Below are 14,122 nucleotides of genomic sequence, written 5' to 3' on the forward strand. Positions count from 1 at the left end.
CTCAGCTATCGAACACAATCACGCTGCGCAGCGTCTTGCCCGCCTTCATGTTGGCAAAACCCTCGTTGATCTCGGGGAGCCTCAGCTTGGCCGAAATCCAGTCCTCCAGGTGCAGCCGGCCGCGCAGGTAGAAATCGACCAGCCGCGGCATGTCCACACGAAAGTGGTTCGAGCCCATGGACGAGCCCTGGATCCGGCGCTCGCGCAAAAAGTCGAAGCCGTGCAGCTCGATCTTCTGGCCGAACGGGATCATGCCGACGATGGTCGCGGTACCGCCAGAGGCGAGCATGCCGAAGGCCTGCTCGGCGGTCTCCTTGCGGCCGAGCACCTCGAACGAATGATGCACGCCGCCGTTGGTGAGATCGCGCACCTGCTTCACGACATCGCCGTCAGCGGGATTGATGATGTCGGTCGCGCCCAGCTTGGTCGCGAGTTGCAGCTTGGCCGGATTGGTGTCGATGGCGATGATGCGGCCCGCGCCCGCGATCTGCGCGCCGTTGATCGCGGCCATGCCGACGCCGCCGCAGCCGATCACGGCGACGGTCTCACCCGCAGTCACCTTCGCGGTGTTCACCACTGCGCCGTAGCCGGTGATGACGCCGCAGCCGATCAACGCCGCGAGATCGAGCGGCATCTCCTCGCGGATTTTGACGATCGCGTTCTCGTGCACCAGCATCTGCTCGGCAAAGGACGACAGGTTGAGGAACTGGTTCAGTTTCTCCGGCCTGTTCCACTGCATCCGGTTCGACGCGCCCGGCAACATTTTCACGGTTGTGTCGGTGCAGAGCACGGTGCGGCCGGTGGTGCAATTGTCGCAGGAGCCGCAGAACACCGACAGACAGGTCACGACGTGGTCGCCGGGCCTGACATAGGTGACATCCGAGCCGACCTGCTCGACGATTCCGGCCGATTCATGCCCGAGCACCGCGGGCAGCGGATGCGGATAAAGGCCTTCCATGAAATGCAGGTCGGAGTGGCAAAGGCCCGCAACCGCGGTGCGGATCAACACCTCGCGCGGGCCGGGCTTCGGCAGGCTGACATCCTCGATGACCAGCGGCTTGTTGACTTCATAAAGGACGGCGGCCTTCATCGAGTGCTCCCTATCGCTTTTCTTTGGTTTGGTGGCGCGCAGCCTACGCCGCCGCAATCAGTTCGCCAATGTCACTCATAGAAGCATCGCGATCGCCAAGCAGCAGCTCCGCGATCTTCGTTTGCGTGGCATTTTCCGTCAGCCGGAACGGATCGCTCGGCGTCACGCGATGGTCGATCACCAGCCGCGACAAGAGCAGCCGGCGCGCGTCGCCGCGCATCTCGTGGACGCGGTGGGCTTCCCAGGCCAGCGCGACGGCGCTGGCGATATGATAAAGCATGCTGGTCGCGCGCCGCGCATCGGCCTCGTTCTCGGACTTGCCCGCGACCTCGCGCGCAAAGCCGACCGCCCGATCGACAAAGCCGCGCAGCTTGTCGCGCCAGACCTGCGGCACGGAGACGCTGTCGTCCAGCCGTGCATGCAGATCGGCTGCCAGCGCGGATTCCGCGCCGTGGCGGCCGACCGCGCGCCGCAGCGCATCGATCGCGACGATGTTGCCGGTACCTTCCCAGACGGAGCCGAGATGCGCGTCACGCAGCAGACGCGCCGTGGCGAATTCCTCGATATAGCCGATGCCGCCACGCATCTCGAGCGCATCGCCGCAGACTTTCCGCGCGTCGCGGGTGGCGCGGAATTTCAGCGTCGGCGTCAGGATGCGCAGCAGCACCGCCGCATCCTGGCTACCGGCTTCCGCGCGATCGAGCGCGTCGGCCGTCAGAAAGCTCATCGACAGCGCCTGCTCGACCGGCAGCATGATCTTCAGCATCTGGCGCCGGCCGAGCGGCAGATCGATGATACGGTTGCCGAACACGACGCGGTTCTTCGCCACGGCAAGCGCATCATGATAGGCGCGCCGCATCAGCGCCGTCGATTTCACGCCATTGGAGAGCCGCGACGAATTGACCATCTCGGCCATCTGTACGAAGCCGCGGTCGAGCCGGCCTACGGCATAAGCGATCGCGCCTTCGAGCTTGATCTCGCCGGAGGCCATCGAACGCGTGCCGAGCTTGTCCTTCAGACGCACGATCCGATAATGGTTCTGGGAGCCGTCGTCGAGGAATCGCGGCATCAGGAACAGCCCGACACCGCGCGTGCCGGGGCCGGATCCCTCGGGCCGCGCCAGCAGCATCGCGACCTTCGCATCGGCGTTCGAGCAGAACCATTTCTCGCCATAGAGGCGCCAATGATCACCCTCCTGCACCGCTCGCGTGGTGAGTGTGCCGACGTCGGAGCCCCCTTCCTTCTCGGTCATGAACTGGCCGCCCTGGGTCAGCTTGCTCATGTCGGTCTGGGTCAGGCCATCGAGATATTTCGCTTTCAGCGCTTCGCTGCCGAAGTTCGCCAGCAGCTTGGCGCAGCCGTCGGTGACGTTGATCGGGCATCCCATGCCGAACTCGGTCTGGTTGAACAGAAACGTGAAGGCGTGCTTGGCCACAACAGGATATTTGTCCGGCCAGCCCATGATGCCCTTGCGGATCGAGAGCGCATGGATGCCGAACTCGCCAAAGGCGGCGTTCTCCAGCTCACGATAGGCAGGATGATATTCGATCGACTGCACGTCACGGCCGAACTTGTCGCGCTGGTGCAGCACCGGGGTGTGCCGGTCGGCGAGCCGCGCACATTCGTCGAGACGGCCGCCGGCCAGTTCGCCGAGGCGATCGAGATGCGGCTCGATATGGCGGAAGAGGTTGTCCGGCAGATGGATGCGCAGAAGATCAGTGAGCGCCTGATCGGCACGATAGAAGTTCATGCCTGATGTATCGGGCGCCAGCAGACCCGAAGGTGCGGCCGCGACGTTATTTGGCTGCGCTGTGACCGGCTTGTGCATGATCGTCCTCTTCGCTTCCGCCCGGCGGCATTCTTGACGCTTGCCGCTTGAGATGATGTCGATCATGCTCCCGTCGCGAGCAGCGATAAAGCCGCAAATTGTCAAGGAGGCATGATCGCCATGAAGCAGCAATTCGCTCTGCGGAATTGTGATCGACTGCTCCAACGTCCCGGCTGGTTGCCCGCGTAGCGGATGCATAGATCAGCGGCTCCCGTCCCCGAGAGATCACGCCAGAGACCACATCATGGAACACCCGACATACAAGATTGCCCTCATCGTCGGCGCCGGCGAAGGCCTGAGCGCCTCGCTGGCGCGGCTGCTGTCCGCGCAAGGCATCCGCGTCGCGCTGGCCGCGCGCAAGATCGAGAAGCTTGGCGCGCTCTGTAGCGAGACCGGCGCCAAGGCCTACGCCTGCAACGCCACCGAGCCCGAGGAGGTCGAACGCCTGTTCGGCCTGGTCGAGCGCGAGATCGGCACACCCGATCTCGTCGTCTACAATGCCAGTGGCCGCGCCCGCGGACCGTTCGTAGACCTCGTTCCGGCCGACGTCGCGAACGCGATCGCGGTCAGCGCCTATGGCGGCTTCCTGGTGGCGCAGCAGGCGGCGAAGCGCATGCTGCCGAGCAAGCATGGCGCGATCCTGTTCACCGGCGCTTCGGCCAGCGTCAAGGGCTATGCGCAATCCGCCCCATTTGCGATGGGCAAGTTCGCGCTGCGCGGGCTGGCCCAGAGCATGGCTCGTGAGCTCTCGCCCCAGGGCATCCACGTTGCGCATTTCGTGATCGACGGGGGCATCCGCAGCGCGGCACGCGCGGAGGCGGCAGACAGGCCGGATTCGATGCTCGATCCCGATGCGATCGCGGAGAGCTATTGGAACGTGTTGCAGCAACCGCGCAGCGCCTGGAGCTGGGAGCTGGAGCTGCGTCCCTGGGTGGAGAAGTTTTGAGGGAGGTAGCATGACCACCGAAACCACCATCGATACCGGCACCAGCGAACTGCTCTGCGTCATTCGCGACCGTGTCGCCGTGATCACGCTGAACCGGCCGGAGGCGCGCAATTCGCTGTCGGACACCCTGACGCCGGCCCTGCGCACGATGATCCGCAGCTGCGGCGAGAATCCCGATGTCGGCGCACTGCTCATCACCGGCGCCGGCGGGGCGTTCTGTGCCGGTGGCAACGTCAAGGGCATGGGTGCGCATCGCGACCCCAAGAAGCAGCAGATGTCGCTGGAGGATCGTGTCGCCGATCTCCAGGAGCGGCAGCGGCTGCTGACCGGCGCGCTGGTGTCGGTGCGCAAGCCGACCATCGCAGCCCTGCCCGGCCCCGCGGTCGGCGCCGGGCTGGCCCTCGCCATGGCCTGCGACCTCCGCATTGCCGCGCAGTCGGCCTTCGTCGCCACCGGCTATGCCCGCATCGCGCTCTCGGGCGATTACGGCATCGCCTGGCTGTTGACGCGCCTCGTCGGCACCGCGCGGGCGCGCGAGCTGCTGTTCACCGGCGATCGCGTCGATGCCGCGCGCGCCGAGACGATCGGCCTCGTCAACCGTGTCGTGCCCGACGACAAACTGCAAGCCGAGGCGGTCGCCCTGGCAAAATCCCTCGCCGAGGGCCCGCGCCTGGCGCTGCGCTACATGAAAGACAACCTCGACGAGGCCCTGCTGTTCGATTTCGAGACCGCCAGGGATCACGAAGCCGAACGCCTGATCCGCCTGACCACGACAGCCGATCACAAGGAGGCGGTGCAGGCATTCATCGAGAAACGGAAAGCGGTATTCACGGGGAAGTAGGCGCGGCATCGTGTGAAAGCAAAAAAAGCCCGGCTCTGGCTTGGCCAGGCCGGGCTTGGAGTGGTGTCAGGCCGAGGCTGAGGGGCGTTCGGCCTGACGGGAAAGTGCGGCGAGACGCCAACTCGCGCACGGTACGTCCTTTGGCGCGAGGTGGATCTCCTTTTCGAAGCGCACCAGCTTCCAGTCGTCGGGATGATTGACGAAAGCAAACCCGGATTTGCGCGCGAGCGAGATCATGGTCTGGTTGGAGCGCAGCGTATCGCCGAAGATATGCTGGGCGCCGAGTGCGGCGGCGCGGCATTCGAGATTTTTCAGAAGCGCAGTCGCGATGCCGTGACCCTGCCAGCGGTCGTCGACCGAGAGGCCGAACTCCAGCGTCGATGTCTCCTCATGGAGAGCATAGCGCGCCTCGGCAACGATCGTCTCGAAGCCATCGACCACCTTGGTCGCAACCACGGTGAAACGTTCGCGCTCGCCGACCGCGAGGAAGTCGTGCAACAGCCCCTTCGGTAGTTCGCTGATCGCGCCGAAGAAGCGGTTGTAGCGGGAGCGGGTCGAGAGCGAACGGAAATAATGCTGAAGCTCGTCGGTGTCACCCGGCTCGACGAAGCGGACGTTCAGCGCCTCGCCTTGCCGGGTGCGCAGCGTGTCCGAATATTGCGTCAGGTCTTCCAGGCGATAGGTGCTCATGACATGAGCCTTGACGGGAGAATGTCGGAAGAAGGGACCGCCGGCGCCCCTGTGATCAGGCGGCGCCGGCCTGGCGGCCAGTCAGGCCCGCCAGAAGGGTTTGTCGGCCTCGTAGGCAATGTCAGTCCAGGACAGGCCGACGTCATGGAGGTCGCGAGCGGTCCAGTTGGTCAGCTCACGTCGGGTCCGGTAGCGCTCATGCCAGATATGGAGGGTCTCGCCGATCTGCTGGATCAGGCCCGGTGCATGACGATTTGTCATTGAATTGTGGGTCAAAGTGGACATCTTCAGCTCCTTGAGCTAACTTGCAGGCTAATATCTGCTTCTCAGCGCGCTGCCACAAACGACATTTTGTACCCTTTCGCATGATATAGTATCATGCATCATGCTGCCAGATGACTGCCAGATTACCCTCCCTGAACGGATTGCGGGCGTTTGAGGCTGCGGCGCGCCATCTCAGCTTCACGCTGGCGGCTAGCGAACTGAACGTGACCCAGACCGCGATCAGCCATCAGATCCGCAGGCTGGAGGAGGAACTCGGCATCCGCCTGTTCATCCGGCAGAACCGCGCACTGGCGCTGACCCCGGAAGCGCGCGACTACCTGCCGGGCGTGCGCGCCGCCTTCAATGACCTTCGCCTGGCCACCGACCGTCTGCTGCGCAAGGACGACGACAAGGTGCTGACGGTCTCGACGATAGCATCGCTCGCCGCAAAGTGGCTGCTGCCGCGGCTGACCGATTTCCAGGAGAGCCACCCCGGCATCGACGTCCGCATCACCACATCGACCAGCCTCGTCGATTTCCAGCGCGACAATGTCGACGCAGCCATCCGCTACGGGCGCGGCCAATGGCCGGGCGTGCGAGCCGACTGGTTGATGGCGGATGAGTTGTTTCCCGTATGCAGCCCGTCGCTGCTGCGTGGCGACAAGCCGTTGCGGACACCCGCGGATCTGAAAGACCACGTGCTGCTCCACACCAACAACAGCGACGATTGGCGGCTCTGGCTGACCGCGGCGGGCCTCGCGACGGGCATGTCGCATCAACCCGGCATCACCTTCGACATGACGTTCATGACCGTGCAGGCGGCCATCGATGGCATGGGGGTCGCGATGGGACGGACCTCCTACGTGCAGGACGACATCGCCAAAGGCCGTCTCGTGGTGCCCTTCAGAATCGCGCTGCCATCGAATGCCGGTTTCTATCTCGTCTCACCGGACGGCCGCCGCGAGTCAGCGAAGCTCGCTGCGTTCCGGCAATGGCTGATTGCTGCGACGCAAAATAAGGCTCACGGAATCAACAGCCTGGAGCCTGAAATTCATTGACACCGGAATTGGCAGCCCGCAGGGGTATGTCGGATTGCCGCACCACATATCTGTCGCATGCTGCGAAACCAGCTTCGGTCCGGCCACGTCTTGAGGGAATAGCGTCATGGCCGGACCAGCCGCATCAACCAATCCGCCCCAGATCAAGTCTCGCATCGGCGCGATCCTGCGCGCAACATCGGGCAATTTCCTCGAACAGTTCGACTTTTTCCTGTTCGGCTTCTATGCGCAGGACATCGCGAAGGCGTTTTTCCCCGCCGCCGACGAGACCGCCGCGCTGCTCAACGCATATGGCGTGTTCTGGCTCGGCGCGCTGATGCGCCCCGTCGGCGCCATCGTGCTCGGCTCCTACATCGATCGCATCGGTCGACGCCAGGGCCTGATCGTTACGCTGGCGCTCATGGCGCTCGGCACCGTGGTGATCGCGTTCTGCCCGTCTTACGCGGCGATCGGTGTTGCCGCACCGGTCATCGTCCTGATTGGCCGCTTGATCCAGGGGTTCTCGGCCGGCGTGGAGCTTGGCGGCGTCTCTGTTTACCTGTCCGAAATCGCGACACCAGGCAATCGCGGTTTCTACACCTCGTTCCAGTCGTCCAGTCAGCAGGTCGCGATCTTCGTCGCGGCGATCATCGGCTTCATCCTGAGAGAAGCCATGCCGGGCGACACCTTCCTGGATGTCTTCGGGGGAATCGCGAAGTGGCGGATCCCGTTCTTCGTCGGTTGCATCATCATCCCCGTCATTTTCATGTTGCGGCGCTCGCTCGAGGAAACGCCGGCCTTCCTGGCCATGAAGAAGCATCCGACCGCGCGCGAAGTCTTTGCTTCGGCGATCGCGAACTGGCGCATCGTCGTCCTCGGCATGATGATCGCCGTGCTGACCACGACAACCTTCTACTTCATCACGGTCTACGCCCCCGGCTTCGGCAAGCAGCTGAACCTCTCGCCGACGGGGACGTTGCTGGTGACGCTTCTGGTCGCGGTAACCAATTTCATCTGGAATCCGGTCGGCGGCGCGGTGTCCGACCGGATCGGCCGCAAGCCGGTCCTGCTCACCATCGCCATCCTCTCGCTGCTCACCGCCTATCCGGCGTTGCACTGGCTTGCAGCGGAGCCAACTCTCGGCAAATTGCTGGCGGTGCAGATGATGTTTTCGTTCTACTTTGGCGTCTACAGCGGCACCATGCTGGGATGCCTGGTCGAGATCGTGCCGGCACATGTCCGAACCACCTGTTTCTCGATCGCCTTCGCATTGGCCGCGGGCATCTTCGGCACGTCCACGCCCGCCATCGCGACCAAACTGATCAGCGCGACCAACGGGGACAAAGCCTCACCGGCATACTGGCTCATGTTCGGCGCGGCGCTCGGCATCATCGCCGCACTGATCGTCTATCGCGGAGGCAAGCAGGCGGTGCCGGCATACGATACGGCAGCGGAGCCGACGGCAGGACACTAGGCTTACAACTCAACCACCACGTAATCGCTCTCGACCTTCACCGCGAGAGTCTCCGCGACATACGGCCCCTTCACCACAGCCGCGCCCGACTCAGCACGCGCCGGGTAGGCTTTCACGCGAAAACGGCGGGGATCGCAATAGGATTGGCCGGTGCGGATGTCGAACTCCCAGCCGTGCCAGGGGCAGCGGATGATCTCGCCGAGTTTCGTATACGCGATCTCGCCGGGGTCCTTTGACTGCGCGAGCCCGATCAGGGGTCCCTCGCACAGCGCCGCGCCCTGGTGCGGGCAACGGTTCATCAGGCCGAAATACTCGCCCTTGATGTTGAAGACCGCGATCGGCCGTCCGTCGATCTCCAGAAATTTTCGCGTGCCGGGCGGAAGCTCATCGACCGCGGCAATCACATGCCGGGCCATCAATTGATCCCGTAGAGCGCGCGTGCATTCCCGAGATAAAACGCCTCGCGGTTGGCCTCGCTCACGCCCGCCGGCAGCACGCGCGACGGCTCGTCATAATCCCAATGCGGATAGTCGGTCGCGAACAACAACCTATCCCAGCCGATCCATTTGATCACATCGAACAGGTCCTCGCGGCTTTCAGGATCTTCCATCGGTTGCGTCGTCGCACCACACCTGCTCACGGATATATTCCGACGGCGGCCGCTTCACATGCGGCACCTCGCTGCGCAAGCGCTGCCAGACCTTGTCGAGCCGCCAACCCAGCGACGGCGCCCAGCCGAATCCGGCCTCGATCATCACCATCTTCAATTTCGGGAAGCGCTCGAACACGCCTTCCAGCACGAGACTCGCAAGCGCCGATTGCTGGCACTGCGAATGGCCGACCATCTCCTCGATGTAATAAGACGGCCATCCTGACGGCGTGATCGGGTTGCCGCCGAAGCCGAAAGCGTGGACACCGACCGGCAAGCCCGCCTCCTCCGCGGCCTGGTAAATCGGCCAGTAGCGGCGCTGGCCGAGCGGCTCGACATTGCGGCTGAGCAGCAGCACCTGCACGAAGTTCTTGTCGCCTGCGCGCTCGCGGATTTCGGCCGCAGCCGACAAACCGTCTTCATTGCCGACGACGATCGAAGCTTTCAGCCGCTTGTCCTTGCTGGTCCATTTGTCGATCTGCCAGTCGTTGATCGCCGAGCAGAGTGCCGCCGAGAGGTCGTGATTGCGGATGCCCTGCCCGGTGTTGAGTGGATTGAGCACGCCAAGCTGCACATTGTTCGGATCGAGCAGCTGCTTCTGCATGAAGGAGAGCGACGATCCCTGCGGCCCGCCTTCCGGCGGATAGGCGTCACGGCGCGACGCGTTTGGCTGGGCCTTCGGATAGGGCGGGCCTTCCATCATGCCCTGATAGGCGTGAACGCCGTAGACTTCGAGGTGATGCTGCCAGCGTTTGGCCAGATAAGGATAGAGCTCGGTCCGGGTCGCGCGCGCCGGATGGATGTCGCAGTCCGCAATCGCGGTCTTTGTCGTCAGAGGGGAAGCGGCGTCTTGGCTCTCGCGGAACTGGATATTCATCGCCTTGCCTCCTTTGGCAGCGGGCTCACGTCAGGCGGGGATAGGTTGCATACGGATTGTCGATCATGATCTTGCGCACGAGATCGGGGGTGAGCCCCGCGGGCAGCGCGTCCTGGCCGTCGAACTGCCAGTGTGGATAGTCCGTGGAGAATAGGACCAATTCGTCGGACTGCATATGATCAAACAGGCGAATTAATGTCGCCTCGTCCGGCGGCGCATCAAATGGCTGTAATGAGAAACGGATGTTGCTGCGCACAATCTCGAGCGGCGCGCGATCGACCCAGGGCGTCTCCATCCGCACCCCGCGCCAGAACTTGTGCAGGCGCCAGAGATAGGGCGAGAGCCAGGAGACGCCGGACTCCAGCATGACCATCTTCAGCCGCGGATATTTGGCGAAAACGCCCTCGACGATCAGGCTGGTGAGCTGGGTTTGGAACGCATGGGCCTGACCGGCATAATCCTCGATATGGTAGGAACCCCAGCCCACCGCAGTCGGCGGATTGTGATAGGCAGAACCGGCGTGAATGCCGATCGGCAAATCGAGCCGTTCCGCCGCCTCATAGATCGGCCACAGCGCGCGCTTGCCGAGCGGCGTGTCGCCCATGACAAGCATCAGCACCTGCACGAAGCGCATGTCCTGCGCGCAGCGCTCGATCTCGACGACTGACTTATCGACGCTCTGCGTCGGGATCACGATCGAGCCGCGCAGCCGGGAATCGCGATCGAGCCACTCCTTTGCCAGCCACTCATTCAGCGCGCGACAGAGGGCAGTCTGCATGTCTTCGGAAAACACCATCTGCACGCCATAGAGCGGATTGCAGATGGCATGCTTGAGCTGGAAGGGATCGAGCACATGACGCTGCATGTCCTCCAGGCTTTCGCCCGGCTTGCCATTCTCTGGGCGCCAATCGGGCCGTGCCACGATCGGCGAATTCTTGGGGTAGGATTGCGAGACGAGATCGACCATGCCGCGCGTCGTCACCTGGTCGCGCCAGTAGTCGTTCAGGTAGGGTAGCAGGCTGGTCAGATGCGGCACGGCCGGATGCACATCGCAATCCACGCCACCCGCGATCAGGGATGCCATCACGTCTCCCTTCTCACGTTTCCTCTCAAGTCTCCCGTCCGCCATTCAAGCAGGCCTGCTCCTCGCCCGCAACTCGGCCAACGCTTCTGTCATATGCTAGGAAGACACAGCTCGGTTGCGAGGAACAGAGGTGCAGGCATGAAAGAGCTCATCGGAGTTGCGGAACAGGTCGCGGCAAAACTGATCGCGCGCAAGCAAACCATCGCGGTCGCGGAGTCCTCAGCCGGCGGCCTGATCGCGGCAAGCCTGCTCGCGGTCCCCGGCGCCTCCGCCTATTTCCTCGGCGGCGCCGTGGTCTATACCCGCGATGCCAGGCGCGTGCTGATGGATATTACGGATGAAGGAATGAAGGGCTTGCGTTCTTCGTCTGAACCCTACGCGAAGCTACTCGCCGAGCAGATGCGCGGCCGCTTCAGCTCCGTTTGGGGCCTGTCCGAGACCGGCGCGGCCGGCCCCACCGGCAACCGCTACGGCGATGCCGCCGGCCATAGCTGCATGGCCGTTGCCGGGCCGGCAGCGGAGGTGATGACGCTGGAGACCGGGAGCAACGACAGGTTCGCCAACATGCAGGTGTTCGCGGCGACTGCGTTGAAGCTGTTGCTGAGGAAGCTGGAGGGGTGAGCTTTCGACCGCCGGCAGCAATCACCTTCCCAAATGCCGCACAAAAATCCGCACCACATAGCCTTTGAACCGCGGGGCCTCGTCGTAGAGGTCCGACGCGATTCGCTCGATGCTCTCGCGCAGTGACGTGAACTGCGCCAGCCGCGCGCTGCTCTCGGTGCCCTGCATGCCTGCGAGCTCGTCCATCGCGGCATCGCTGATCTGGCATTGCACGGGCTCGCCATCATTCAGCATGGTGAAGCGGAAGGCCAGCCGTTCGAGGTCGTGGCCGATGATACTGTCGCGCAAAAGCGGCATCCAACTGTCCCGTTCGCGCCCCCGAACGGGACAATGCTGAAATTCGCGCGACTTGTCACCCCTCAGGTGGCGGCGGTCTCACGACCGGACTCCCCGGACGGCTTCAATACGCGAGAGCTGTTCCAGTGGCTTTGTCCAACGCGGCGGCCAATGACTTGTACTCCTCGCAATCCGTCCCGCAAATGGCCGCGATCCGGCTGAGATGAAACATCGCCTGCTCGCGATTGCCCTGCTCGAGCTGCCATAGACCATAATATTGCCAGGTCAGCACGTGGTTCGGGTCGATCTTCAGTGCGTGCTCGTACCAGACCTGTGATTGCTTGTAGTCACCCAGCTTGCGATAGGAGTAACCGATCAGGTTCGCGACATTCGCGCTGTCGTCGTGGCCGAGTGCCTTCAACTGCGCGATCGCGGCGGTGTAGTCGTTACGCTCGTAGATGGTGTCGTAGGCCACGCGGTAGCCCGCTGCAAACGCCGGATCATCGATACTGGATTGGTGGTTGGCCTTCTTGCCCTTCTGGGTGGCTTTGGTGCCGGTGCGCGCCGGATAGGTTGGAGCTGGCGTGCTCTGGCTGGCAGCCGGGTGCGCGAAGGGATCCATGCCGCCTCCGCCTCCAGCGCCACCACCGCCGCCGCCTCCACCTCCCGCGGCAAACGCCGGCGTGATTAACAAGGCTGCCGCAAATATACCCAGCGTGACGCGCCTGATCATTTTCGTGAACATCTCCGTCTCCTGTGCGTTCAAGCGGCCCCGGACGAATTGATAACCCTGCCTCGGCAGCATTATTCCGGGACGGTGGACGCATGGAGACGTCAGCGTTCGTATGACAGTCGTATTGTCCCTTACTGGAATGCGACTTCGGCAAAGCTGCGGAGCTTGCGCGAATGCAGCCGCTCGGATTCCTGCTGCTTGAGCCGTTCCAGCGCCTTCAGCCCGATATCGAGATGCTGGCCGACGCGGCGGCGATAGAATTCGCTGGCCATGCCGGCGAGCTTGATCTCGCCATGCAGCGGCTTGTCGGAGACACAAAGCAGCGTGCCATAGGGTACGCGGAAGCGATAACCATTGGCGGCGATCGCGGCCGATTCCATGTCCAGCGCGACCGCGCGGGACTGCGACAAGCGGCGGATCACTTCGGGCCCGGAAATCTCCCAATTGCGGTTGTCGACGCTGGCGACAGTACCGGTGCGCATCAGGCGCTTGAGCTCGAACCCCTCGAGGCCGGTGACGTCCTCGACCGCTTGCTCCAGCGCGACCTGCATCTCGGCCAGCGCCGGGATCGGCACCCACAGCGGCAACTCGCGATCGAGCACGTGGTCCTCGCGCACGTAACCATGCGCGAGCACGTAGTCGCCGAGCCGCTGCGTGTTGCGCAAGCCGGCACAATGTCCGAGCATCAGCCAGGCATGCGGCCGCAGCACCGCCACATGATCGGTGACGTTGCGCGCGTTGGACGGACCGGTGCCGATATTGATCAGGCTGATGCCGCGATAGCCGGGCATCTTCAGATGAAAGGCCGGCATCTGCGGCGTACGCGCGGGCGCGTCGCCGGTCGTTGCGCCGCCGCTATGCGTGATCATGTTGCCGGGCGCGACGAATGCTTCGAGTCCGGTCTCGCCGGACTGAAGCCGCTGCTGACAGAGCTGCGCGAAAGCATCGACATAGAACTGGTAGTTGGTGAAGATCACGAAATTCTGGAAATGCTCGGGATCAGTGCCGGTGTAGTGGTAGAGCCGCCGCAGCGAATAATCGACGCGGGCGGCGCGGAACAGCGACAGCGGCTCCGGCGCGCCGGGCTGAAGCTCGAAGGTGCCGTCCGCGATGGAATCATCCATGGTGGCCAGGTCAGGCACGTCGAACGCATCGCGCAGCGATCGTGCGACCGGCGAATTCTCGCTGGTGGTGATGGCGGCTTCGATGTTGATGTCGCGGCGATAGGCGAAGTGAATCGGGATCGGCTCGGCGGACTCGCCGATCTCGACGGGGACATCGTGGTTCTGGATCAACAGGCCGATCTGCTCGGTCAGATAGGCGCGAAACAGATCCGGCCGCGTCACGCTGGTCTCGTGCACGCCTGGGCCGGCGACGAAGCCATAGGCGAGACGCGAATCCAGCCGCGCATGCGTCGAAGTGGTGAGACGGACAAAGGGATAATAAGCCCGCACCCGCGTCGTGATCGCCTCGCCCGAGACATAAGCCTCGAACCGGTCGCGAAGAAATTTGGTGTTGCGTTCGTAGATCTCCTCAAGACGGGCCACGGCGAGACCGGCGTCGGTGAAGGATTTGGTGGCGATGGAGGGCGGAGATTGCATGGTTCGACCGTCGGGTTTTAGGCACCTGAGTCGAACTATAGCAAGATCGGAGCCGCGTCGTCATCGCGCGTGCAGCGATGCGCCAAGCGGTGACGAAAGAAGGATGACGTG

At 63.5% G+C, this 14,122-nt stretch carries 14 protein-coding genes and 1 pseudogene; 5 read left to right on the top strand and 10 right to left on the bottom strand.

Going from position 1 to position 14,122, the window contains the following annotated elements; translation table 11 throughout:
• Position 1: 1 nt before the first annotated feature.
• Positions 2-1,090: a Zn-dependent alcohol dehydrogenase gene (locus tag ACVW16_RS15015; protein WP_456737083.1), complete on the bottom strand. Its 1,089-nt coding sequence runs from the start codon at positions 1,088-1,090 to the stop codon at positions 2-4.
• A gap of 43 nt (positions 1,091-1,133) precedes the next feature.
• Positions 1,134-2,918, bottom strand: a complete 1,785-nt coding sequence (locus ACVW16_RS15020; protein WP_456737082.1) for an acyl-CoA dehydrogenase family protein — start codon at positions 2,916-2,918, stop codon at positions 1,134-1,136.
• Positions 2,919-3,162: 244 nt separating this feature from the next.
• Here ACVW16_RS15020 and ACVW16_RS15025 point away from each other — a divergent pair, with 244 nt between their 5' ends.
• Entirely contained in the window at positions 3,163-3,864 is a 702-nt protein-coding gene (locus ACVW16_RS15025) for an SDR family NAD(P)-dependent oxidoreductase (protein ID WP_456699957.1), read from the top strand.
• Between the two features lie 10 nt (positions 3,865-3,874).
• Entirely contained in the window at positions 3,875-4,705 is an 831-nt protein-coding gene (locus ACVW16_RS15030) for an enoyl-CoA hydratase (RefSeq protein ID WP_456699958.1), read from the top strand.
• A gap of 66 nt (positions 4,706-4,771) precedes the next feature.
• On the opposite strand, the gene ACVW16_RS15035 is transcribed toward ACVW16_RS15030, so the two are convergent.
• Together ACVW16_RS15035 and ACVW16_RS15040 are read right to left on the bottom strand one after the other, a co-directional pair.
• Positions 4,772-5,395 carry an N-acetyltransferase family protein gene (locus ACVW16_RS15035; RefSeq protein WP_456737081.1) on the bottom strand — a complete coding sequence of 208 codons (624 nt, stop codon included), beginning with the start codon at positions 5,393-5,395 and terminating at the stop codon, positions 4,772-4,774.
• A gap of 81 nt (positions 5,396-5,476) precedes the next feature.
• Positions 5,477-5,680 (bottom strand): DUF1127 domain-containing protein, encoded by a 204-nt coding sequence (locus ACVW16_RS15040; protein ID WP_456699960.1) that lies wholly within the window; start codon positions 5,678-5,680, stop codon positions 5,477-5,479.
• A 110-nt stretch (positions 5,681-5,790) separates the two neighbouring features.
• On the opposite strand from ACVW16_RS15040, the gene ACVW16_RS15045 reads away from it, so the two are divergent.
• Together ACVW16_RS15045 and tcuC are read left to right on the top strand one after the other, a co-directional pair.
• Positions 5,791-6,717: a transcriptional regulator GcvA gene (locus ACVW16_RS15045; protein WP_456737080.1), complete on the top strand. Its 927-nt coding sequence runs from the start codon at positions 5,791-5,793 to the stop codon at positions 6,715-6,717.
• Between the two features lie 106 nt (positions 6,718-6,823).
• Entirely contained in the window at positions 6,824-8,170 is a 1,347-nt protein-coding gene (gene tcuC / locus ACVW16_RS15050; protein ID WP_456699962.1) for a tricarballylate/proton symporter TcuC, read from the top strand.
• Between the two features lie 2 nt (positions 8,171-8,172).
• Here tcuC and ACVW16_RS15055 read toward each other — a convergent pair whose 3' ends face one another.
• The 3 genes and pseudogenes from ACVW16_RS15055 to ACVW16_RS15065 form a co-directional block, all read right to left on the bottom strand.
• Positions 8,173-8,586, bottom strand: coding sequence for a Rieske (2Fe-2S) protein (locus ACVW16_RS15055; RefSeq protein WP_456699963.1), 414 nt, complete (start codon positions 8,584-8,586; stop codon positions 8,173-8,175).
• Positions 8,586-9,696 (bottom strand): annotated as a pseudogene (locus ACVW16_RS15060) (amidohydrolase family protein). The gene ACVW16_RS15055 and the pseudogene ACVW16_RS15060 overlap by 1 nt, the downstream one beginning before the upstream one ends.
• Positions 9,697-9,721: 25 nt before the next feature.
• Positions 9,722-10,780 (bottom strand): amidohydrolase family protein, encoded by a 1,059-nt coding sequence (locus ACVW16_RS15065; RefSeq protein WP_456737078.1) that lies wholly within the window; start codon positions 10,778-10,780, stop codon positions 9,722-9,724.
• A 138-nt stretch (positions 10,781-10,918) separates the two neighbouring features.
• Here ACVW16_RS15065 and ACVW16_RS15070 point away from each other — a divergent pair, with 138 nt between their 5' ends.
• A complete protein-coding gene (locus tag ACVW16_RS15070) occupies positions 10,919-11,401 on the top strand; it encodes a CinA family protein (protein ID WP_456737077.1) in 483 nt (160 codons plus the stop codon).
• A gap of 21 nt (positions 11,402-11,422) precedes the next feature.
• On the opposite strand, the gene ACVW16_RS15075 is transcribed toward ACVW16_RS15070, so the two are convergent.
• The 3 genes from ACVW16_RS15075 to ACVW16_RS15085 form a co-directional block, all read right to left on the bottom strand.
• Positions 11,423-11,698: a DUF1488 family protein gene (locus tag ACVW16_RS15075; RefSeq protein WP_456699967.1), complete on the bottom strand. Its 276-nt coding sequence runs from the start codon at positions 11,696-11,698 to the stop codon at positions 11,423-11,425.
• A gap of 103 nt (positions 11,699-11,801) precedes the next feature.
• The gene (locus ACVW16_RS15080; protein WP_456699968.1) at positions 11,802-12,422 is read right to left on the bottom strand and encodes a tetratricopeptide repeat protein; all 621 of its coding nucleotides are present in this window, start codon (positions 12,420-12,422) and stop codon (positions 11,802-11,804) included.
• A 119-nt stretch (positions 12,423-12,541) separates the two neighbouring features.
• Positions 12,542-14,011 carry an AMP nucleosidase gene (locus ACVW16_RS15085; protein ID WP_456699969.1) on the bottom strand — a complete coding sequence of 490 codons (1,470 nt, stop codon included), beginning with the start codon at positions 14,009-14,011 and terminating at the stop codon, positions 12,542-12,544.
• Between the last annotated feature and the right edge of the window lie 111 nt (positions 14,012-14,122).

It is taken from the genome of Bradyrhizobium sp. USDA 4474 (assembly GCF_054057515.1).